Origin of the sequence: Achromobacter sp. UBA2119 (assembly GCF_002331005.1) — a bacterium.
In the GTDB taxonomy this organism is placed as follows: Bacteria; Pseudomonadota; Gammaproteobacteria; order Burkholderiales; family Burkholderiaceae_B; genus Achromobacter; species Achromobacter animicus.
Window position 1 is genome coordinate 241,675 of the sequence record NZ_DCYD01000002.1, and the last position, 22,613, is coordinate 264,287.

General features: G+C 67.2%; 20 protein-coding genes. 8 read left to right on the top strand and 12 right to left on the bottom strand.

Annotation, left to right across the window (positions count from 1 at the left end):
- Positions 1–61: 61 nt before the first annotated feature.
- Positions 62–400, top strand: coding sequence for a P-II family nitrogen regulator (locus tag B3098_RS01360; protein ID WP_006386376.1), 339 nt, complete (start codon positions 62–64; stop codon positions 398–400).
- A gap of 102 nt (positions 401–502) precedes the next feature.
- On the opposite strand, the gene gspF is transcribed toward B3098_RS01360, so the two are convergent.
- Complete coding sequence (gspF, locus tag B3098_RS01365) at positions 503–1,708, bottom strand: type II secretion system inner membrane protein GspF (RefSeq protein ID WP_175126113.1); 1,206 nt, start codon at positions 1,706–1,708, stop codon at positions 503–505.
- Positions 1,709–1,884: 176 nt separating this feature from the next.
- Between gspF and gspD the strand changes: the two genes are divergently transcribed.
- Both gspD and gspE read left to right on the top strand, forming a co-directional pair.
- Complete coding sequence (gene gspD, locus B3098_RS01370; RefSeq protein WP_286890252.1) at positions 1,885–4,266, top strand: type II secretion system secretin GspD; 2,382 nt, start codon at positions 1,885–1,887, stop codon at positions 4,264–4,266.
- Entirely contained in the window at positions 4,263–5,690 is a 1,428-nt protein-coding gene (gene gspE, locus B3098_RS01375; protein WP_175126115.1) for a type II secretion system ATPase GspE, read from the top strand. Before gspD ends, gspE begins: the two co-directional genes overlap by 4 nt.
- A gap of 205 nt (positions 5,691–5,895) precedes the next feature.
- Here the strand turns inward: gspE and B3098_RS01380 are convergent, their stop codons facing one another.
- The 10 genes from B3098_RS01380 to B3098_RS01425 form a co-directional block, all read right to left on the bottom strand.
- Positions 5,896–6,282, bottom strand: coding sequence for a c-type cytochrome (locus B3098_RS01380; RefSeq protein ID WP_286890255.1), 387 nt, complete (start codon positions 6,280–6,282; stop codon positions 5,896–5,898).
- A 308-nt stretch (positions 6,283–6,590) separates the two neighbouring features.
- Positions 6,591–7,355: a type II secretion system protein N gene (gspN, locus tag B3098_RS01385; protein ID WP_286890257.1), complete on the bottom strand. Its 765-nt coding sequence runs from the start codon at positions 7,353–7,355 to the stop codon at positions 6,591–6,593.
- Between the two features lie 79 nt (positions 7,356–7,434).
- A complete protein-coding gene (gene gspM, locus B3098_RS01390; protein WP_286890258.1) occupies positions 7,435–8,019 on the bottom strand; it encodes a type II secretion system protein GspM in 585 nt (194 codons plus the stop codon).
- Complete coding sequence (gene gspL, locus B3098_RS01395; protein ID WP_286890260.1) at positions 8,016–9,008, bottom strand: type II secretion system protein GspL; 993 nt, start codon at positions 9,006–9,008, stop codon at positions 8,016–8,018. Before gspL ends, gspM begins: the two co-directional genes overlap by 4 nt.
- Positions 9,005–10,129, bottom strand: a complete 1,125-nt coding sequence (gspK, locus tag B3098_RS01400; RefSeq protein ID WP_286890261.1) for a type II secretion system minor pseudopilin GspK — start codon at positions 10,127–10,129, stop codon at positions 9,005–9,007. The genes gspL and gspK overlap by 4 nt, the downstream gene beginning before the upstream one ends.
- Positions 10,126–10,731: a prepilin-type N-terminal cleavage/methylation domain-containing protein gene (locus B3098_RS01405; protein WP_286890263.1), complete on the bottom strand. Its 606-nt coding sequence runs from the start codon at positions 10,729–10,731 to the stop codon at positions 10,126–10,128. Before B3098_RS01405 ends, gspK begins: the two co-directional genes overlap by 4 nt.
- A gap of 2 nt (positions 10,732–10,733) precedes the next feature.
- The gene (gene gspI, locus B3098_RS01410; RefSeq protein ID WP_286890384.1) at positions 10,734–11,135 is read right to left on the bottom strand and encodes a type II secretion system minor pseudopilin GspI; all 402 of its coding nucleotides are present in this window, start codon (positions 11,133–11,135) and stop codon (positions 10,734–10,736) included.
- A 196-nt stretch (positions 11,136–11,331) separates the two neighbouring features.
- Positions 11,332–11,820 carry a type II secretion system minor pseudopilin GspH gene (gspH, locus tag B3098_RS01415; RefSeq protein WP_175126122.1) on the bottom strand — a complete coding sequence of 163 codons (489 nt, stop codon included), beginning with the start codon at positions 11,818–11,820 and terminating at the stop codon, positions 11,332–11,334.
- A complete protein-coding gene (gene gspG, locus B3098_RS01420) occupies positions 11,792–12,220 on the bottom strand; it encodes a type II secretion system major pseudopilin GspG (protein ID WP_175126123.1) in 429 nt (142 codons plus the stop codon). The genes gspH and gspG overlap by 29 nt, the downstream gene beginning before the upstream one ends.
- A gap of 305 nt (positions 12,221–12,525) precedes the next feature.
- Positions 12,526–12,969 (bottom strand): general secretion pathway protein GspC, encoded by a 444-nt coding sequence (locus tag B3098_RS01425; protein ID WP_286890265.1) that lies wholly within the window; start codon positions 12,967–12,969, stop codon positions 12,526–12,528.
- A gap of 950 nt (positions 12,970–13,919) precedes the next feature.
- Here B3098_RS01425 and B3098_RS01430 point away from each other — a divergent pair.
- Genes B3098_RS01430 through B3098_RS01440 form a run of 3 tightly spaced genes read left to right on the top strand, consistent with a single transcriptional unit; the run spans position 13,920 to position 18,328 of the window.
- A complete protein-coding gene (locus B3098_RS01430) occupies positions 13,920–15,905 on the top strand; it encodes an alkaline phosphatase family protein (RefSeq protein WP_286890267.1) in 1,986 nt (661 codons plus the stop codon).
- Positions 15,906–15,926: 21 nt separating this feature from the next.
- A complete protein-coding gene (locus B3098_RS01435) occupies positions 15,927–16,121 on the top strand; it encodes a hypothetical protein (protein ID WP_175126126.1) in 195 nt (64 codons plus the stop codon).
- A 35-nt stretch (positions 16,122–16,156) separates the two neighbouring features.
- On the top strand, positions 16,157–18,328 hold the full coding sequence (locus B3098_RS01440) for a phosphocholine-specific phospholipase C (RefSeq protein ID WP_286890269.1): 2,172 nt from the start codon (positions 16,157–16,159) through the stop codon (positions 18,326–18,328).
- A 3-nt stretch (positions 18,329–18,331) separates the two neighbouring features.
- Here the strand turns inward: B3098_RS01440 and B3098_RS01445 are convergent, their stop codons facing one another.
- Positions 18,332–19,234, bottom strand: a complete 903-nt coding sequence (locus B3098_RS01445; RefSeq protein WP_175126128.1) for a LysR substrate-binding domain-containing protein — start codon at positions 19,232–19,234, stop codon at positions 18,332–18,334.
- 93 nt (positions 19,235–19,327) lie between these two features.
- On the opposite strand from B3098_RS01445, the gene ggt reads away from it, so the two are divergent.
- Entirely contained in the window at positions 19,328–20,956 is a 1,629-nt protein-coding gene (ggt, locus tag B3098_RS01450) for a gamma-glutamyltransferase (protein WP_286890272.1), read from the top strand.
- 47 nt (positions 20,957–21,003) lie between these two features.
- Positions 21,004–22,515 (top strand): ABC transporter substrate-binding protein, encoded by a 1,512-nt coding sequence (locus B3098_RS01455; protein WP_286890273.1) that lies wholly within the window; start codon positions 21,004–21,006, stop codon positions 22,513–22,515.
- Positions 22,516–22,613: the final 98 nt, after the last annotated feature.

Below are 22,613 nucleotides of genomic sequence, written 5' to 3' on the forward strand. Positions count from 1 at the left end.
GACAAGACGATCGGCAGCGCGGCAGGGCGACGCAACACATCAAAAACCCAGGACGACCAACGTGAAACAAGTCACCGCCATCATCAAACCCTTCAAGCTCGACGAAGTCCGCGAGGCGCTGGCGGAAGTCGGCGTCAGCGGGTTGACCGTCACCGAAGTCAAGGGTTTCGGCCGCCAGAAGGGCCACACCGAACTCTATCGCGGCGCCGAATACGTGGTCGACTTCCTGCCCAAGATCCGCGTTGAGGTCGTCCTGCCGGACGACCAGGTCGAAGCGGCCATCGAGGCCGTCGTCAAGGCCGCGCGCACCGGCAAGATCGGCGACGGCAAGATCTTCGTGACCCCGGTGGAGCAGGCCATCCGCATCCGCACCGGCGAGAGCGACGAAGAGGCGCTCTGATCCTCATCTTTTACGGGCCGCGCCATGATGCGGCCCGTATCCATCCGGGTCGCATCGATTTGACCCGTACCCCTGCCGCCAGTACTTCCGCGGCCCGCATCCCTACCTGATCAACTGGTTCATCTCCAGGATCGGCATCATCACCGCCAGCACGATCAGCAGGACAAATCCCCCCATCAGCAATATCAGCGCCGGCTCCAACAGCGCCGTCATCGCCATCGCGCGCCGTTCCAGGTCGCGCGACAGGTTCTGCGCGCCCCGGTCCAACAGCTCTGGCAGGCGGCCGGTCTTTTCGCCGCTGGCGATCAGGTGCACCAGCAGCGAAGGAAAGACCTTCTGCGCGCCGAGCGATGACGACAGCGCCGCGCCTTCGCGCACCCGCGCGGCAGCTTCGTCCACCGCCAGGCGCAGCACATCGTTGCTGAGCGTGCGGCGCGCCGCCTCCAGCGCGGTCAGCAGGGCCACGCCGCTGCCCGACAGGATGGCAAGCGTGGACGCGAAGCGCGCGGCATTCACCCCCAGCACGAATCGACCGGCCAGCGGCAGCCGCAGCACGCGCGCATGCCAGGCCCGCCGCGCGGCCGGCGCGCGCAGCGTGTAGCGCCACAACGCGATGACCGCGACGATGGCGATGCCGGTCACCGCGCCCCATTCGCGCACGTAGTCCGACAGGCCCAGCATCACGCGCGTCAGCAGCGGCAGTTCCTGCTTGGCCTGGCTGAAGGCCGACACCACCTGCGGCACCACATAGCCCAGCAGGAAGATGACGATGACCACCGACACGCTGGCCACCACCGCCGGGTAGATGAACGCCGTCATGACCTTGCTGCGCAGGGTGTTGCGTTCCTCGATGTAGTCGGCCAGCTTTTCCATCACCTGCGCCAGGTCGCCCGATTCTTCGCCCGCGCCGATCAGCGCGCGGTAGATCTCGGGAAAGTCGCGCGGCCGCGAGGCCAATGCGGCCGACAGGCGATGGCCGGCGCGTACGTCGTCGCGCACGCCGCCCAGCGTGGCGGCGATGTGCTTTTTTTCGGCCTGTTCGAGCGTGGCGCTGAGCGCCGCATCCAGCGGCAGCCGCGCGGCCAGCAGGCTGGCGAGCTGGCGCGTCAGCCACGCAAGGTCGGCGTCCGACAGGCGCGTGCGCAGCGCCGCGCCCATGCCTTCGGCGCGCGCCGCCAGCGAGGTCGACAGCGGCAACAGACCACGCCCGCGCAACTGGTTGCGGGCGCCGCGCTCGGAGTCGGCGTCGATCGTGCCGCGCACGATTTTGCCGAGCGCGTCGGTGGCTTCATAGCGAAAGGAAGGCATGACTGTAATAAAGCGGAAGCACCTGCCGAAATCGCCAAGAGCCCCGAATTTAAAGGGTTTCCAGCCCGTTACCTTGCCTTGGAAATATGACCGTAGTGTTGCAGTCACACCCCGTATACTCCGACGCGCTTTCACGTTTTCTCAAACGATTTCACGTCTCGGGCAACTATTTCGTCATGCGTCACATCGCGCAATTCAGCCTCGCTTTCCTGCTTGCCGCAAGCCAACTCGGACCCGCCGCCAGCACGGCTCATGCACAACAGGCGGACAACCGCGTCAGCCTGAACTTCGTCGACACGGACATCCCCGCAGTGTTGCGCGCGCTGTCCCTGTTCACGCAGCGCAACTTCCTGGTGGACCCTCGCGTCAAGGGCAAGCTCACGCTGGTGTCGGACCGGCCCGTGGATAGCGCGCAGGCGCTCTCCATGCTGACGGGCGCGCTGCGGTTGCAGGGCTTTGCCATCGTCGATGTCGACGGCGTGACGCGCGTGGTGCCCGAGGCCGACGCCAAGCTGCAAGGCAGCGCTGTCGTGGGTGGCCCGGGCGTGGGCGGTGCCCGTCCGGCGGGCGCCGCGACCGCTGCGAGCGGCAGGGCGCCCGTGCCCGTGTCGGCCTTTGCCAAAAGCGGCGGCAACAGCGGCGAAATGCTGACGCGCGTGTTTCCGCTCAAGTACGAGAACGCCGCGAACCTGGTGCCGGTGCTGCGCCCCATGGTGCCGCCCAACAACCCGATCAACGCGTACCCCGGCAACAACACGCTGGTCGTGACGGACTACGCCGACAACCTGGAACGCATCGCCGCCGTCATCGCGCGCATCGACGTGCCCAGTTCGATGGACACCGACGTCGTGCCGGTGCAGTCGGGCATCGCCACGGACATCGCCATCCTGGCTTCGCAGTTGCTGGACACGCAGAGCAGCGATCCGACGCAGCGCATTGCCATCGTGGCGGATCCGCGCAGCAACAGCGTGCTGGTGCGTTCGGGCAGCCCGGCCCGCACACGTCTTGCGCGCGAGCTGATCCAGAAGCTGGATGCGCAGCAGAACCGCGCGGGCAACCTGCACGTGGTCTACATGCGCAACGCGCAGGCCACGCGCATCGCCGAGGTGCTGGGCGGACTGCTGACGGGCCAGGCCAATTCCGCGCCCGGCGCGGCCCCCGGCGCCAGCAGCAGCACCGGCGGCACGCAGGGCGGCGCGCGCACGCAGAACACCGCCAGCAGCACGTCCAACCAGGCCGGACTTGGCATGTCCAGCCAGTCGGGTTCGTCCCGCGGCGGCCTGTCCGGCGAACAGGAGCGCATCGCGCGCGAAGACAACTCGTCGCAAGCCGTGTCGTATTCCGGGGGCGGCGCCACCATCCAGGCGGACCCCGCCACCAACTCGCTCATCATCTCCGCGCCCGAGCCGCTGTACCGCAGCCTGCGTGAAGTGATCGACCAGCTTGACCAGCGCCGCGCGCAGGTGCTGGTGGAAAGCCTGATCGTGGAAGTCAGCGAGGAAAAGGCTGCGGAGTTCGGCATCCAGTGGATGACCGGCGCGGGCAACATCAACGGCAACGGCACCAGCTTCATCGGCGGCACGAATCTGGGCGGCAGCGGCATCACCGGCAACGGCCCGACGTCCATCGACGCGCTGGGCGGCGGTCTGAGCCTGGGCGTGGTGAAGGGGACTGTGGATGTGTTGGGCAACGAAGTCATCAACCTGGGCGTGCTGGCGCGCGCCATGCAGAACACCGGCGAAGCCAACATCCTGTCCACGCCCAACCTGCTGACGCTGGACAACCAGTCGGCCAGCATCCTGGTGGGCAAGACGGTGCCGTTCGTGACGGGACAGTACGTGACCTCGGGCAGCAACGGCAGCTCGAACCCGTTCCAGACGATCGAACGCGAGGACGTGGGCCTCAAGCTCAACATCCGACCGCAGATCTCCGAAGGCGGCGCGGTCAAGCTCGACATCTACCAGGAAGTCAGCAGTATCGACGAAAGCCGCTCGACGCCCACGACCGGCATCGTCACCAACAAACGCGCCATCGACACCAGCGTGCTGATCGACGACGGCCAGATCATCGTGCTGGGCGGCCTGCTGGAAGACAACGTGACGCTGACGTCCAATAGCGTGCCGGGGCTGGGCTCGCTGCCCGTGATCGGTTCGCTGTTCCGCTACGACACGCGCAAGCGCACCAAGACCAACCTGATGGTGTTCCTGCGTCCCTACGTGGTGCGCGACGCCAACCGCAGCGCCAGCGTCACGATGGACCGCTACGACTACATGCGCCGCGCGCAGGGCGCCGTGCAGCCGCGCGATCATTGGGCGCTGCCGGACATGCAGGCGCCGATCCTGCCGCTGCCGGGTTCCGCGCCGTCGGTGTCGAACAACGCCTACGATCTTCGTCCTGAACAGCAGGCGCAAACGCTGCGCCGCCCGCCGCCCACCACGGTGGAGACCTTTGCGGTGCGCCAGTATCCCGGCGCGCCGCCCGCGCCCGCGCAGCAGCCCATCCGCGCGCCGCGGCCGGTCATGATGACCGTGGCGGTGGACCCCGAGAAGCTGCTATGAGCGCGCACCCCTTGCCCTACGCCTGGGCCCGCGCTCAGCGCGCGGTGCTCTCGCTGCGCGGTGGGCAGGCGCAACTGACGGTCAGTCCGCGCACACCCGAATGGGCCGTGCGCGAAATCCGGCGCTGCCACGGCGATATCGGCCTCACGCAGATCGACGACGAAGCGCTGGAGACGTTGCTGACCGCGGCCTACAGCCACTCGGAAGACGCGGCGTCGGTCATGGGCGTGGCGGAGAACGAGATCGACCTCGATCGCCTGATGCAGGACATGCCCGAAGTGGCAGACCTGCTCGAAGCGCAGGACGACGCGCCCGTGATCCGCATGATCAACGCGCTGTTCGCGCAGGCCGCGCGCGACGGCGCCAGCGACATCCACATCGAGCCCTTCGAAACGCATTCCGTGGTCCGCTACCGCGTCGACGGAACCCTGCGCGATGTGGTGTCCCCGCGCAAGGCGCTGCATGCCGCGCTGATCTCGCGCATCAAGATCATGGCGCACCTGGACATCGCCGAAAAGCGCCTGCCGCAGGACGGCCGCATCGCGCTGCGCGTAGGCGGTCGGCCGATCGACGTGCGCGTGTCCACGTTGCCGACCGGCCATGGCGAACGCGCCGTGCTGCGTCTGCTCGACAAGGAGGCCGGCCGCCTGCAACTGGAAAAGTTGGGCATGAGCCCCGGCGTGCTGTCACAGCTGGACCGCCTGATCCGCCAGCCGCACGGCATCGTGCTGGTGACCGGCCCGACCGGCAGCGGCAAGACCACGACGCTGTACGCGGCGCTGAGCCGGCTGGACGCTTCCACCAGCAACATCCTGACGGTGGAAGACCCCATCGAATACGACCTGGCCGGCATCAGCCAGACGCAGGTCAACGCCAAGATCGACATGAGCTTCGCGCTGGCCTTGCGCGCCATCCTGCGCCAGGACCCGGACGTCATCATGATCGGCGAAATCCGCGACCTGGAAACCGCGCAGATCGCGGTGCAGGCGTCGCTGACGGGCCACCTGGTGCTCGCCACGCTGCACACCAACGACTCCGTGTCGGCGGTCACCCGCCTGACGGACATGGGCGTAGAACCGTTTCTGCTGGCGTCGTCGTTGCTGGGCGTGCTGGCGCAACGCCTGGTGCGCAAGCTATGTCCCGCTTGCAAGGCGCCGTCGATGCTGGACGGCGTGCAGGTGTTCCACCCCGTGGGCTGCGAGGCCTGCAACCACACCGGCTACAGCGGCCGCTCCGGCATCCATGAGCTGTTCACGGTGGACGACGAGGCCCGCCGTTTGATCCACGAAGGCCGCGACGAACGCGAACTGCGCCGCGCCGCGGCTGCATCGGGGATGCGCAGCATGCGCGAGGACGGACAGCGGTGGGTTGATGCGGGGCAGACGTCGCCGGAGGAAATTTTGCGCGTGACGCGGGACGCGTAGCGCCAGCAATCACTTGGTGTCAGACACCTCAATTCGTTCTTCAAACTCTGCCCGGGGCCCGACACCTTCTCCTGCCCGTCGCCGCCCTTGATGTCGAAGTTCATCCAACTTGAGATTTGGTTCACTGATCTTCGCCTGTAACTGGGCGGAATGTCGGTCGCGCGGCCGACAGCTTGCGACCCGCAGCAGGCTAACGGGCAAAACGTCATCGTCCGCTCTTGGAAATCACATCGCTCATGTACTTGTTCAAATCTCGAAAATCCTGAACGGTCCAGGCGTGCGGTGCCAGCTTTACGCCGTTCTCCTTCAAGGTTCTCGGAATCAGGTCGCCGTTCGGACGAAGTATTACCGAAGAGACGATGACGCCCGGATAATCGTTGAGTCGCTTTTTGAATGCAGCAGTCGTGAGGTCGGGCGTGGGAGGATTGCTTTTCTTGGCCAACGGCCCCGTGCCTTTGATATCTGCACCGTGGCACATCGCGCACCTCTGCGTGTAGAGATTCTTGCCGTTGATGTTTTGCGCGAAGGAGGGTGTTGGTTGAGTCAACACCAACAATCCAAGCGCAGCGATGAGAATTTTTTTCGACTTCATTCGGTCCTATCGTGTCACGAAGCCTGGTGGGGCGCCGAGTATAGACTCGTATGTGCGCAATGGCTCGACTTGGCCGGTCGTGGTCGTTGGTCGGCCAGGTCTAGCTCATCGCCGTTTTTGGGTGCGCGAGGGGGCTGGGATTGGAGAGCATCGTCATTTGATGGACTCGATCAGCTACCCAGTTCAATGAACTTTCTGGGAAGCACGCCAAGTTCAATGAACCCTTGCGGACAGCGTAAATGAACCACACTTCACTAAGTCGTTGACGTCCGTGGCGTCGAACTTCCACCTCAAATGAACTTCGACACTTAACGCGCCGATTTCCCCACGCTGAACGTCACCGTGTCGCCCGAGCGGCGGCCCAGTGTCGACATCAGGCCGTCCAGCGCGGCGCGGTCGGCTTCGCTGGCTGAACGAGCGAACGTGACCTCACCCTGAAAGTTCACGCCGCGCGGGCCGGTGCCGCCCTGGCCCTTCACGTCGAGCAGGCCGCTTTCCGTGCTCAGGACCAGCGTGGCGCCGCTCTTTCCGCCTTGCGCGCGCAGCAAGTAGGTGCCCACCGGCGTGATGGGCGAGAGCGCAGTCGCCGCGTTGCGCCAGCGCAGGTCGACGGCTGGGCCGGGGGGGAGCGGGGCGCCCAGGCGCAGGGGCTGCCAACTTATCTCCAGCATGCCTTGCGGCGACAACGTATTCCAAGGCGCGCCGAGCGCGGGCAGGACCGTCGCGGGCACGCGCAGGGACGACGCAGGCAGCGCCAAGCCGTTCCAACCGGGGCGCGCGCGCAGGGTGCCCTGCAGCCAGGGATGCGAGATGTCGAGCGCCAACGTGTCCCAGCGCCATTGCCATTGCACCGGTTGCGGCAGCACGCGGCGCGCGCCTTGGGCGCCCAGTGCGACCCAGGCGCTGCCGCGCCACAGCGTTCCGCTGGCGTCGGCCAGTGTGACCGGCGCGTCGTCCGGCAACAGCGTCAACACCCAGCGCGCGGGCAGCACAGCGGCGCCCGCGGCGGCGGCGCATAGGACGCCGGCGATCCACAGTCCTGCGACGCGGCGCGAGGGAAGCTTCACAGGCATGAGTCGCTCCCGATTGCAGCGCACACCGTGCCAACCGTCCGCGGGCCTGCCGCGCGGTCCAAGAGAATCTTCACGACCATCACCGGCTCCCCGCCGCCTGCGGCGGCAGCAGCACGACCTTGCCGTTGACCAGGCCCGGCAGCGGCCGCCCATTGGCGTTCGTGGCGCGCGTCAGGTCCACTTGCGAGATCGCCAGCCCCCAGTCGCGTCCCGCACCGTCCAGCCAGCGCATCAGCGCGGACGACGGCGCCTGGTCCAGCGACAGTTCCACGCCACCGCCTTCCGCATCCGCCAGCTTCCATTGCCCCGCGGGCAGGCCGGCGCGTTCCAGGCTGGCCGCCAGTTCCGCCGTACTGGGCATCCCGCCCGCAGGCGCGGCGCTGCGCTGGCGCAGGGCGGCGGCTTGCGCGGTCAGGTCGGCCACGGTGGCGGCCTGGGCGCGCAGTCCCGGCAGCTCGGCCTGCAGCTTGCGCACGGTGTTCAGGGCGGGTTCGATCAAGGTGACGAAGCCGATCGCCGCGCCAAGCAGCAAGGCGGCTCCGGTGACCAGACGCCGCTCGCGCGGGGCCAGCGCCTGATAGCGCTGGCGGGCGCGCGCGAGCGCCGGGTCTACGGGTTTGCGCGCGGCCTGCCACGCGGTTTGAAGTCGGTAAAGCGGTTTCATGGTTGGCTGCGCACGATGCGCCAGGTGTTGTCGGTGTCGCCGCGTTCCAGCTTCAGCCCCAAAGCGGCGGCCTGCTGAATCAGTGCGGGGGTTTCGGCGACGCGTTGCGCCTGCGGACCGGCGTCCGCCAGCTGCAACGTCAGCGCCTGATCGGCGTAGGTCAGGTGCGCGACCTTGTCGGCCGCAAAGGGCAACGCCTGCGCGGCTGCGCGCGCCAGCGGCAGAAAGTCGCCCGCGCTGGCGGCGCCGCGGTTGGCCTGCAACGCGTCGAGCCCTTGCTGCGCCTGACGCGCCGGGTCCAGCACGACCGGCACGTTGGGAAAGGCCGCCAGCACCTGATCGTGCATGCCGCGCTGCAACGCGTCGGCCTCGCCGCGCAGCTGCGCCGCGTAGATATTCAGTCCGGCAATCCACACCACGGCGGCCAGCGCGCCCCAGCGCCACACCGGCTGCCAGCGCGACACGCTGACCGGGGCAAGCTGCGGCATCGCCAGCGACCATGCGGGCGAGGGCGCGTGCCAGCGCGGATCCGCGGGATCGCGCAACGGCGCATCCGTGGCCGGCGCCAGCGCCTGCGGCGCGATCAGCGCGCGCACGCGCAGCCCTTGCTGGCTCAGCAGGCTCCACGCGCGACGAACCGGCTCGCGTGGAGACCACGCCAGCGGCACGGAGCCGTCCGTGGCACGTGTGCCGTACCCGATCGCCAGACTATCCAGATCGCTCAGCACCAGCGGTTCCAGCGCACCGCGCACGGCCGCGCCAAAATGTGCGCGCGTCACCGCAGGGATCTGTACCGTCGCGGCGATGACGTCGGCAGGATGCAGCACGGCTTCGCACGTGGCCTGTGGCCAGGCGTTCCCGAGCGCGCGAAGCGCCACCTCGCCTTGCCGCACGCAGCGGCCGCGCCGGTCGAACCACGCATAGGGCAGCGGCGAATCGGCGCCAAATTCCTCCAGCGCGGGCAGGGCGATGCGCAGGGTGTTCTTCAAGGTGTTTCTCTCGTCCAGATGGTTTCGGGCGCGGCCGGCGGGGCGCTGCGCATCAGCGCCTGCATGGAGACGCGCGCCCGTTCGTAGACCACGGTGCCGCTGGCCAGGAACCAGCCGCTGTTGGTGGAGACCGACGGGGCGGGCGTCTTCACGCCCGTGCCCGCCAGCCGATTGGCGAAATCGCCCGTGTTGTTGAACCAGTTGCCGCGATCGCGCTCGCCCGCCATCGCGCGCGCCTGCGCCAGCGACAGCCCCGGCACCAGCGCCGCGATAACCTCGGCGGGCGCGGTGTTGACGTTGACCGTGGTGGCCGAAGGCAGCAGCGTCATCGTGCGCCGCAGCGCATTGCGCATCGGCGGCTCCAGCCCCAGCAGGGCGGCCACTTCGTCGACCCCGCGCGGCAGCGGCGCGCGCGCCTGCGGGCCGGGCCGCGCGGCGGTGTTCGGGGCGGTGTCTGGGGTGGCGTTAGGGGTGGCGTTAGGGCCGGTGTTCGAGGCATTCGCCGCCAGTGCGGGCGGCTGCGCCGACGCGACGATGTCGACGATCCGCGCGGCCAGCGTATCGGGCAGTTCCAGCACGCCCAGCAGACGCCGCAGGACTTCTTCCTGCTCCGGCTGCGGCACGCCGTTGCGCGCCAGGTTGTAAAGGTTGTACTTACCCTGTTCGTCCTGCACGCCGCCCGAAAACACCGCCACGCGATCGTCGCCGGGGCGTTCGATGCGGGTATCCAGCACCGGCGTCGCCCAGATCTGGTCACCGCGGGTGGTCGGCTCGCGCCGGCCGTGGTCGCGCACCACTAGGCGCGCCCAGTCGATCCCGCCCGCCAGCATCGCGCGCGCCTGCACCCGCGCCAGTTCATTTTCCACGCGGCGGGTGCTGGCAGTCTGCCGCTGAAACAGACTGGTCGTCAGCGCTGCCACGATTGCGACAACGATGAGCGCGCTGACGACCGCCGCGCCGCGTTGGCGGAGCGCGGTGGGGGTGTAGCGCGCGGCGGCTGGGTCTTGTGTGTTGCAGGCGCCAGATGCAGCGGATGCGCCAAATGCGCCAGATGCGCCAATTGCGCCCATTGCGCCGCGCGCGCCACCCCTGCCAGTTCCATGAACGACCACTCGGCTCATGGCAGCTCCAGGACGCGCGTGTAGCGCCGCAGGTCGCCCGGCACCCCGCGCTCGAACGCGATCTCCAGACCGCTAGGCGCGGCAGCAAACGAGGCGTTGGCGTCCGCCCAGCCCACGCCCGGCACCCAAGCGCGCAGTGCGAGCGACCGCACGCCCGGCAGCAATAGCACGCCGTCATTCGCCGCAGGCAACGGACTGCGCGGCGCGGACGGTCCGCCCACCCGCCACAAACCGTCGCGGCGCACCTGCCATTGAATACGCTGCCACAGCCCGTTGCCATCCGGATCGGGACGCAGAATCTCCAGCGTCTGCCCGCCCGCCGCGCGCGGCAGCAGCCGCAAGCCAGTCGTGAACGCCACCGCGTCCAGTCCCGGCGAATCAAAGGCGGGCCCCGTGTACGACAACTCGACGTCCCGCGCCATCTGCCCCAGCGTGCGCACGATGGCATCCGTATCCTCGGCCTGCGCGGCAATCAGATCGCGCGCACCCGACACGCTGGCCAATCCGCGCCAGGCCATCAGGCTGACCAGCGCCATCAGCGCCAGGGCGACCAGCACCTCGATCAGCGTGAAGCCGGCCTGCGATTGCGGAGAACGGCGCATCGTCATCGCAGGCTGGACAGCAGGCCGTCGAGCTGCAGCAGGATCGCGCCTTCGCGCGAAGACGCGGCGTCGTGGACCTTCACCGCCACCTGCCGAAAACTGCGGTTCATGGAATTGGTGAAGACCAGTTCACATTGCAGCGCCAGCCCGCCCTGCGGACATGGCACCATCTGCGTGCCGGCGCGCGGCAAGGCCTGCTCCAGTCGCAATTGCGTCAGCGCATTCTGCGCGGCCAGCAACGCCAGCGTCTTGTCCTGCAAAGCACGATTGTTTGCCGCCATCACGCCGGTAGCGCGCAGCGCCGCGCCCATCGCCACGGCGATGATCGCCAGCGCGACCAGCACTTCGATCAGTGTGAAACCGCGCTCGCGGTTGCGCGGACGGGGAAACGCGGCGCCCGCCACGCTCGGGTGAGCCTGGCCGCTGGCGCCTTGGGCAGAGTCCCCGGCGTTGCCGTGGCGGGCGTCACCGGTGGCGGCATTGCGGGCTTTGTCGACGGCGTCATCCACGGCTTCATCGACAGGCACACCGAAAGTTTCATCGACAGCATCATCAACAGCCTCATTGACGACTTCATCCGCGGCCACCTCGGAAGCCATCTCAGCGAATCTCATAGCGCCCCGCAGCGTCGCGTTGCAGCGTCACGTGCGCATCCGCCGCGCTCAGCGTCAGCGTCATCGGCGCGGCAACCCATTCGGTATTGAAAATCAGCGGACGGTCCGGATCCAACCGCCATTGCACCGGCGCGGCCGACCACGACTGAGGCCGCAGCACCTCATCGCTTTCCAATCGGTCGACAGGCACGGGAATATCGTCCTGCGCCGTGGGGCCCGCCGAACGGCCCGCGCGCTCGAACGACCAGCCCTGGCCGTTCGCCAGCCAGCGTATGTTGCGTCCATCGCTGCGCGCTTCGCTCTGCGCCACCGTAAACGCATCGGCCAGACGCTCGGCATCAGCCCGCAAGCGGTTGTCGCCCCGGCCGACAGACAGGCTCACCATGCTCGCGGCAATGGCCACGATCACCAGCACTACCAAAACTTCGACCAGCGTGAAACCGCGCTCAGAGGTCCCAGGAACCGATGTCGGCATCGCCGCTTTCTCCGCCGGGCTTGTTGTCGGCGCCAAACGAGAAGACGTCGACGTCGCCTTTGACGCCGGGGCTCAGGTATTGATAGGGGTGGCCCCACGGATCGTTGGGCAGCTTGTCCAGATAGCCGCGCCAGTTGGCCACGCCATCAGGCTTTTGCGCCAGCGCCCGCAGGCCCTGCGCAGTGGTGGGATAGCGGCCATTGTCCAGGCGATACAGCTTCAGCGCCTGCATGATGCCGCCGATGTCCTGGCGGGCCGCGGCCTGGCGCGCCTGGTCGGGGCGATCCAGCACACGCGGCACCACCAGCGCGGCCAGAATCCCCATGATCACAATCACCACCATGATCTCGATGAGGGTGAAGCCCTGCTGGCGGGCAAGCCCGCGCGGTAACTGACGCACTTTGCAACTCCGGTCTATCTGTTGAAGCCCGGGATTGTGGACATGAAATATGACAGTAATGCGCACGCCGGGAGATCGCCCCGTTCGTCCTTGCGCGGCTTTGTCACTAGCTGCTGGATTACTAGATGCTGATTCACAAGCTGCTAAGTCACAAGCCGAAGATTCACGAGGTGCTAGTTTTCGAGCTGGTAGTTCACGAAATGCAGGTTTACGAGCCGCCGATTTCATTGATCCTTCGTCAGGACGCGCAGCGTTGCCAGCCTGCCGCCTGCCATTGGCTCATGCGTCGCGGCCCCATCCCGCGCCTACTTCTCCCGCGTGATCCCGCCCGGCGCATCCTGTGCCGCCGGCGCCGCCAGACGGCTTGCGCGGCCCGACTGTTCGACCGTCACGGCATCCGCCGCAATGTCGCGCAGCACGATCCCCGGCGCCACTTCCGCGCCGGCCCGCCACGCCAGCGGCGGTCCGCCGTCCACGCTCAACACCGCCGCGCCGTCGGGGCCGGCCGCGATCACGCCCAGCACGGTGATCTGCGTACGCATAGCCTCATCCTTGCCGAACCACAACGCCACCGGCGTGTTGTCGGCCGCGCGCGGCGCAGCCGCGGAGACGGCCGGGGGCAGGGGGGCGGGCTGCGGCGCAAGCAGGATCGACGCCCACACCCCAAGCCCCGCGGCAAAGGCCAGCACGGCGAGGACGCGCAGCGCGGCTGGCGCGGAGGGCAGGGGCAGGCGCAAGGACAAAGGCATGGCATTCGGGCAAGGGCAACAAGACGCGGCCGACTATAGCGGCGTTTCATGACAGCAATGCAATATCGGCAATACGACGGTGTCAGACACCCGCGGCAAATGCTCGTTGGCTTGCCGCGACGTGTCAGTGGGTGTCAGACACAGGGCGCGTTCAGGCCACACAACGTCTCCAGACACCCGTAAAGCTAATACGACGGTGTCAGACACCCAGGGGGAGAGCTTCGTCGGTATACCGCGATGTCTCAGCGGGTGTCAGACACCGAGAGAGGTCGGGCACCAAGACGTTGCCGGACCCGCGAAGATGGAGCCACACGCGAAGCGTCATCGCCACGACGCAAGACACCGTGTAAGTCCGCGAAGGCCGCCCGCGCGGCCGAACGTGGACGGGCCCCGCAAGCCGCTTCTAACCCGGGCACATCTCCAACAGAACGCCAAGCACGCTGACCGTCCCGCCGCCCGGCAAGCTTCAACTGCTCGAGTCCGGTGCGGTGGCGGCCCGGGGTGCGCGGGGCGTCGATAAGCCCGAGGGAATCGGAAGGCAGGCGCCGAAGGCGACAACGACGATGACGACGGGGCAGTCCGGAGCGAAGGCTCCGGACCGCAATCGTGGCCCCGCGCGCCCCGGGCCGCCACCGTGCCGGACGCCTCAAGAACTCAACGCCCAGGCCCCACCGACCCAGACGCCTCACCGGCGTCAGACACCCAGCATCACCGCGCCGCCGGCCGCCAAAAATCCCCCCTCCCTTGCCCAACAAGCAACCGACCCATCCAAAAAGCCCCCCAGCATTGCCCCATACGCAAAAGAATCCTGATTCAGCAATCAACGTTTCTCTCCTTTGCTTCACGGGTCTTTCACGTTCGATCGCCACCATGTCGCCCAGCGTAAGACCCCCTTCATGAAAAAGAGAAGAGAAGCAATGCAGACATTGAATTGGAGAAGATGGTGCGCCATGTTGCTGGCGACCAGCGTATTGGCCGGCTGTGGAGGCGGCGATGATGATGACGACGAGGCCCCAGTGGACCCGCCGACCCAGCCCCCCGTGACAACGCCCGGCGAGGCGCGCGTCGACAAAGTGCTGTTCGTCGGCGTTGACGGCCTGACCTACGACGCGCTTCGTCGCGGCGCAGCCGACAACACGCTTCCCAACCTGAGCCAACTGACCGTCACCCGCGCCTGGACCGGCGGCGTCACCGGCACCGTGACCCAACAGCCCACGCTCACCGCACCCGGCTGGGCCACCTTGCTCACCGGGCAATGGGCCGACGTCCACGGCGTGCGCTCCAATGCCCAGGGCCAGGGCATGAAAGCCCCCAGCCTGTTCCAACGCATCAAGACCGCGCAGCCAGAAGCGCGCACCGCCGGCGCCTTCAACTCGCCGCTGCTGGCCGGCCTCTTAAGCACCGACCGCGACGCCGGCTACGTCCAGACGCTGACCGACTGCGCCGGCCAAGACGACTGCGTCGCCTCCCAAACCCGCGATCGCATCGCCGAAGGCTACGACGTCGTCGTCGCGCAATTCGCCGCGCCCGAACGCGCCGCCGCTGAAAACGGCTTCGGCACCACCTACGAAGCCGTCATCCGCCAAACCGACGCCGCCCTGGGTGTCCTGACCAAGCAACTGGCCGACCGCCGCGCCGCCCATCCCAACGAAAACTGGCTCATGGTCGTCGCATCCAGCCACGGCCTCGACAAGACCGGCGGCAGCGACGGCCTGCCGTTCTCCTCCAACAAGACCATCCTCCTCGCCGCCAATCAACCGGCCCTGCTCGGCGGCAGCGCCGATGACGCTTCGTTTGACGGCGTCTGGGATACCAATTGGTACGCGCTGCCCAGCGCCGCCGACGTCGCGCCCACCGTCCTCTCGCACCTGGCCGCATTGCCCCAAGCGGACGCCTACGACATGGCCGGCACCGCGCTCTCCGAACCGCTTGCGCTGCGCCGCGTCGCCACCCGCACCGCCATGGACAACAAGAGCATCACCGTCAGCTGGGTGCGCGTCGGCGAACCCGCCGGCGACATCGTCGTCAGCCGCGACGGCAAAGAAGTCGCGCGCCTGCCCGGCACCGCCACCGAGTACGTCGACACCGGCTTCACCTTCGACACCGAAGGCCTGCACGAGCTGGCGTACAGCGTCTCCGCCGGCCGCGCCGTCAGCGCCGCGCGCGCCTCGGTCGTCTACGCCAAACCGGTCCCACTGCTCGCCTCGCTGCGCACGGGCCTGACCATGTTCTTCCCCTTCGAAGGCGACGTGACCGACAAGGCCGCGGGCGGCGGCGCAATCACCCCGTTCGACGGTGCGCAGGCCCCGGCCTACGCCGACCCCGGCGTGTACGGCAAAAGCTTCCGGAACGAACGCGGCACGGCGGCCCTGGGCGCCTTCAAGCTCGACTACCCCGCAGGCCTCATGGACAGCGTCCAGGCCTTCACCATCGGCTTCTGGTATCAGTCCGACGGCACCGCCAACGACCGATCCATCGTAGGCAACAAAGACTACAACTCCGGCGGCAACCCCGGCATCACCATCGCCCAATGGGCCGGCCCCGAGCTGCGCTTCAACGTCGCCGGCGGCGGCAAACGCGCCGACATCAACGGCGTCAAGTTCACGGCCAACAAACCCGTCTACATCGCCATGACCATCGACAAGACGGCCCGCACGATGACCGCCTACCGCTACGACAGCGAACTGGGTTTCGTGCGCAACGTCACGTCCACCGCCAACCCGGGCGTCGACCTGACCCAGATCGCCGGCATCTTCGGGCCGCATATCGGCCTGAACGAAGACGGCAAGGGCACCTACGGCATCTGCTGCGCCGGCACCAAGGGCCCGTACACCATGATTTTTGACGACCTCGCTTTCTGGTCGCGCGCGTTGACCGAGGAAGAAGTGAAATCCCTCGCCCTGTCCGGCAAGTCCGTCTCCGAACTGTTTCCCTGATGTCCCAAGGATAGATACCCCATGAGCAAGTCCATGATTTTGCGCGGTTTCCTGCGCGCCGGCGCGGTGCTGATGCTGACCGCCACCCTGGCCGCCTGCGGCGGCGGCGACGACGATGACGACGCCGGCACCCCCACCGACCCGGGCACTCCCACCCAGCCCGAGACGCCCGCGCCGCCGCCGCCCGCCAAGCCCGAACTGCGTTGCGCGCCCTGAGCCGCGCTTCTTGTAGACCCATAGGAAAAGCATCCGTGAAGTCCGAAAAAGACACGATCCACACCGGCAAGCGCCGGTTCCTGCGCAACGCCGCCGCCTCCACCGCCGGGCTGACCGCGCTGTCGATGTTCCCGCCCGCCATCCGCCGCGCGCTGGCCATCCCCGCCAACAACCGCACCGGCACCATCAACGACGTCGAGCACGTGGTCATTCTCATGCAGGAAAACCGCTCGTTCGACATGTACTTCGGCACGTTCAAGGGCGTGCGCGGCTTTGGCGACCGCATCACCATTCCGCTGCCGCAGAACCGCTCCGTCTGGGAACAGACCAACGGCACGCGCGTCGTCATGCCGTATCACCTGGACAGCACCCAGGGCAACGCCCAGCGCGTGGCCGGCACGCCCCACGACTACGTCGACGCCCAGATGGCCTGGGACGGCGGCCGCATGGACCAATGGCCGCGCTACAAGCAGAACCAGTCCATGGGCTACTACCGCGAAAAGGAAGTGGAGTTCCAGTTCGCGCTGGCCGACGCCTTCACGCTGTGCGATGCCTACCACTGTTCGACGCACGGCGGCACCAACACCAACCGCCTGTTCCACTGGACCGGCACCAACGACCCGCTGGCGCAGGGCAATGGCCCGTCCACCCGCAACCAGTGGGACAGCCTGGGCGCCTCGAACATCGGCTGGACCTGGAAGACGTATCCCGAACGCCTGCAGGAAAACGGCGTCACCTGGAAGGTCTATCAGAACCTGCCCGAAAACTTCGGCGACAACCCCCTGGCCGGTTTTCAGCAGTACCGGCGCGCCAACGAACTGGCCGGCAACGGCAGCAACGGTGCGCCGTACCCGGCCTGGACCCCCAGCATGGACGCGGCCAACCCGCTCTACAAGGGCACGGCCAACACCATGCCCGACGGCGGCTTCCTGCAGGCCCTGCGCGATGACGCCCTGAACGGCACGCTGCCGCAGGTCTCCTGGATCGTCGCACCTGCCAATTATTCAGAACACCCCGGCCCGTCCAGCCCCGTGCAGGGCGCCTGGTACATCCAGGAAACGCTGGACGCGCTCACTGCCAATCCGGATGTCTGGAGCAAGACCGTCCTGCTCATCAACTTTGACGAGAACGACGGCTACTTCGACCACGTGCCGCCGCCCGCTGCGCCGTCGCTGAACGCCGACGGCTCGATGGCCGGCGCTTCCACGGTCAACACCGACCTGGAACGCCACACGCACGCGTCCGCCCAGGACGCCGCCGACAATCGCGTCTACGGCCCCGGCCCGCGCGTGCCGATGTACGTCGTGTCGCCGTGGAGCCGTGGCGGCTGGGTCAATTCCCAGGCGTTCGACCACACCTCGGTGCTGCGCTTTCTGGAAGCCCGCTTCGGCGTCAAGGAAGAGAACATCAGCCCGTGGCGCCGCGCCGTGCTGGGCGACCTGACCTCGGCTTTCAACTTCGCGACGCCCAACGACGAGAAGCTGTCGGGCCTCGACATCCTGACCCGCTCGCAGGCAGACCAGGAGCGCGCCGCCCAGCAGGCGTTGACGGCCGTGCCGCTGCCGGATCCGTCCACGCAGGCCAAGGGCATCCAGGAAAAGGGCGTGCGCAACTCCCGCGCCTTGCCGTACGAGCTGCACACCAGCGGCCGCAGCCAGCCGGGCACCGGCAACATGTGGCTGGTGTTCTCGAACACGGGAAAGCAGGCCGCGGTGTTCCACGTCTACGACCGCCTGCACCTGGATCGCCTGCCGCGCCGCTACACCGTGGAGCCTGACAAGCAGTTGGAAGGCAGCTGGGACACGGCCGCCGATGGCGGCAAGTACGACCTGTGGGTGTTGGGCCCCAACGGCTGGCACCGCCATTTCGCGGGCGACCTGGCGCATGACCGCACGGCGCAGCAGGATGCCGAGATCCGCGTCTGCTACGACATCGCCAACGGCGACGTCTACGTCAGCTTCATCAACGCCGGCAAGACGACGTGCACGTTCGAGGTGACGCCCAACGCCTATTACGCCAACCACGAACGCTGGACGTTCACGGTCCCGGCGGGCGGGCAGGTCGAGCAGCACTGGGCGCTGGCCGGCAGCCATGCCTGGTACGACTTTACGGTGCGAATGGCCGAGGATCCGTCGTGGCTGCGCCGCTTTGCCGGCCGCATCGAAACGGGCAAGGCGTCCGTGACCGACCCCGCCATGGCCGAGTAAGCCTCACGCGGCGGTTTGCGGTTCGCGTGCGCGGAAAGCCTGCGCGCACGCTTCGCAGATCGCCGCCGTGATGCCCTGGCGGGCATGCTCGCGGCGTTCCAGCATCCCGATGGAGCGCGACAGGGGCCCCAGGTCCTCGGGCAGGTAGAAAATCCGCAGTTCCGGGCTGTGCTGCCAGTTCGCGCCGTTGATCAGCGGCAGCAGCGTCACACCGACCTCCTGGCGCACCAGTTCCACCAGCGTCTCGATGGCGTTCAGTTCCAGGAAGTCGTTGACCGGCACCGCCATGCGGCGCAGCAGGCGGTCGATCTGCAGCCCGGTGCGCTGGGTCCGGTCAAAGCGCAGGAACGGATTGCCCGCCAACACCTCGCGTGCGTCCTGGCCGGCTGCAGAACGCGGCGCGATCACCACCATCTGTTCTTCATATAGCGGCGTCCAGCGCGTGCTGGCCATCTTGCGGCCGGCTTCCACCAGGAACGCGGCGTCCAGCTCACCGTCCTCCACCTTGCCCGCCAGTTCGCTGGCCTTGCCCGACAGGATGCGCACGTCCAGCTTGGGATGGGCCTTCTTCAGCCCCGAGATGACCTTGGACAGCGTGCCCATGCAGGACACGATGCTGCCCACCGACACCGATCCGGCCAATTCGCCGGGCGCGGTGCTCGGACGCCTGAGTCTGTCGTATAAATCCAGCAAGTGCTTGATTTCGGGCAGCAATTCGCGCCCGGCCGCGTTCAGGATGGCCAGGCGCCCGCTGCGGTCGAAGAGTTCGCGTCCCAGCTCGGCTTCAAGCGACCGCATCTGAAAGCTCACGGCCGCCTGCGTCAGGGCGACCTGCTCGGCGGCCTCGGAGAAGGAACCGTGGTGCGCGACCGCGAGGAACGTGCGCAGAAATCGGATCGTACTCATAAAAAATTCTTTTATGACGGAACAAAAAATCAAATTGATTTAATTAAAGCACGAGAGTAACTTCGCCCGCTTAACCGTTAAGAGACCCGCCACATGAAAACCTTCGACTGGGCCAACCCGTATCCTTCCTTTCGCATCCCGCTGTTCGCCCGCAACGTGGTCTCCACGTCGCACCCGTTGGCGGCCCAGGCGGGGCTGCGCATGCTGCTCAAGGGCGGCAACGCCGTGGACGCCGCCATCGCGGCCGCAGCCACGATCGTCCTGGTCGAACCGGTCTCCTGCGGCCTGGGCGGCGACTGCTTTGCCATCGTGTGGGACGGCAAGGAGCTGCACGGCCTGAACTCGTCGGGCGTCGCGCCTGCCGCCTGGAACACCGAATACTTCAAGCGCAAGTACGGCACCGGCGACAACGGCCTGGCCATCCAGCCCAAGCGCGGCTGGGACTCGGTCACGGTCCCCGGCGTGGTGGCCGGCTGGGCCGCGCTGCATGAAAAGCTGGGCAAGCTGCCGTTCGAACAGCTGTTTGAACCCGCCATCGAGATCGCCGAGCGCGGCTACGCCGTGCCGCCCGTGGTGGCGCACAAGTGGGCTGCCGCCGCCGAAGAACTGAAGTCGCAGCCCGGCTACGCCCAGGCCTTCCTGCCCGAAGGCCGCGCGCCCAAGGTCGGCGAGCACTTCCGTTTCCCCGACGCCGCCAACACGCTGCGCCGCATCGCCGAATCCAAGGGCCGCGACTTCTACGAAGGCGAGCTGGCCGAGCGCATCGCCGCCTTCAGCAAGGAATGCGGCGGCGCGATGACGCTGGAAGACCTGCGCGGCTACCGTCCGGAATGGGTCAAGCCCATTTCCAAGTCGTACCGCGGCTACGAGCTGCATGAAATCCCGCCGAACGGGCAGGGCATCGCCGCGCTGATCGCGCTGGGCATCGTCGAACGCTTCGATATGGCCGATATTCCCGTGGATTCGGTGCAATCGCAGCACATCCAGATCGAAGCCATGAAGCTGGCCTTCGCCGATCTGTACAAGTACGTGGCCGACCCGCGCGCCATGCAGGTCACGCCCGAACAGATGCTGTCGGACGCCTACCTGGACAGCCGCGCCAAGCTGATCCGTCTGGACCAGGCCACCCATTTCGAAGCCGGCCGTCCGCACGCGGGCGGCACCATCTACCTGACCGCCGCCGACGAAAACGGCATGATGATCTCGTTCATCCAGTCCAACTACATGGGCTTCGGATCGGGCGTGGTCGTGCCGGGCACCGGCATCAGCATGCAGAACCGCGGCGTGGGTTTCTCGATGGATCCCAAGTCGGCCAACGTGGTCGAAGGCGGCAAGCGCCCGTTCCACACCATTATCCCGGGCTTCCTGACGCGCGGCGGCAAACCTGTCATGAGCTTTGGCGTCATGGGCGGCGACATGCAGCCCCAGGGCCACATGCAGACCGTGGTCCGCATGATCGACTACCACCAGAACCCGCAAGCCGCGTGCTGCGCCCCGCGCTGGAAGGTCAACCGCGACTTCACGCTGGATATCGAGACCAATATGAAGGCCTCGACGATTGCAGGTCTGAAGGATCTGGGCCATGCTCTGAAATCCGTTGACGATCCCTACATGGACTTCGGCGCTGGCCAGTTCATCTGGCGCATGGCCGAAAGCGACAACGAACTGGGCTACGTCGCCGCCAGCGACAGCCGTCGCGACGGCCAGGCGGTGGGTTTCTAAAGCGGTTCCTGATACCGGCAAATGCAGCAACAAGGGGAATAAACACAATGAAACGCGTGACCATGACCTTCGGCGCCAGCCTGCTGGCGCTGGCCGCCGGCGCCGCCGGCGCCCAGAACATCCGGATCGGCCTGCAGGAAGATCCCGATGTCCTGGACCCGCACCGCGCCCGCACCTACGTGGGCCGCATCGTGTTCACGTCGCTGTGCGACAAGCTGGTGGACATCGATCCCAAACTGCACTTCGTGCCGCAACTGGCTACCTCGTGGTCGTTCAGCGACGACAACAAGGTGCTGACCTTCAAGCTGCGCGACGACGCGTCGTTCCACGACGGCACCAAGTTCGACGCGGCCGCGGCCAAGGCCAACCTGGAACGCGCCATGAGCCTGCCGGACAGCCTGCGCAAGGGCGAACTGCGCTCGGTGGCCAAAGTAGACGCGCCCGACGCCACCACGCTGGTGCTGACCCTGAAAGAACCGGACGCCACGCTGCTCGCGCAACTGTCCGACCGCGCCGGCATGATGCTGTCGCCCAAGACCTTCTCGGACGACGTCGCCGCCGTGGGCCGCAAGCCCATCTGCTCGGGCCCGTACAAATTCGTCGAGCGCATCCAGAACGACCGCATCGTCCTGGAAAAATTCGACCAGTACTACGGCGCCAAGGACTACGCGTTCAAGCGCGTGACCTTCCTGCCCATCCCGGACACCACCGTGCGCCTGTCCAACCTGCGCGCCGGCGACCTGGACATGCTCGAACGCCTGAATCCGTCCGACGCGCCGCAGGTCAAGAACGACGCCAGCCTGACGTTCGCGCCGGTCGCGGGCCTGGGCTTCCAGCAGTTCATGTTCAACGTGGGCAACGGCAAGCGCGCCGAAGACAACCCGTTCAAGAACAAGCTGGTGCGCCAGGCGTTCCAGTACGCCATCGATCGCAACGCCATCAACGAAGTGGCCGGCGGCGGCATCTTCGAACCCGCGCAGCAGCCGTTCCCGCCCGCCAGCCCCTATCACAGCGACAAATTCCCGGTCACCCAGCGCGACGTGGCCAAGGCCAAGAGCCTGCTCAAGCAGGCGGGCGTTGACCGCGTGAAGGCCGAGCTGGTGTTTGGCAACAACACCACCACCTCGTCCATCGCCGAAATCGTCCAGGCCATGGCTGCCGAGGCGGGCTTTGACCTGTCGCTGCGCCCGACCGAATACGCGGCGCTCCAAAAGGAAGCCTCGGGCGGCAACTTCCAGATCGTGATGCTGGGGTGGTCCGGCCGGGTCGATCCCGACGGCAACATCCACGCGTTCGTCACCTGCAAGGGCGCACTGAACGACGGTCACTACTGCAATCCGGAAGTCGACAAGCTGCTGAACCAGGCTCGCACAGTCCCGGACGAAGCCAAGCGCAAGGCCATTTACGACCAGGCGCAGGCCATCATCCAGGACGAACTGCCCGGCGTGTACAACTACTACCAGCCGTGGCCCTTCGTGATGGGCAAGAAGGTCCAGGGCTTCACGCCCTATCCGGACGGTATGATCCGGCTCAAGGGCGTGACGTTCGCGCAGAAGTAATGTTGGGGCGGCGAATGCCCGCCGCGCCCGCCGGACGCGCCTTGCGCGTCCGGTTGTCGTTTGCGGCGGACGCGCATCGGGCCCTGTCCGACCGGCGC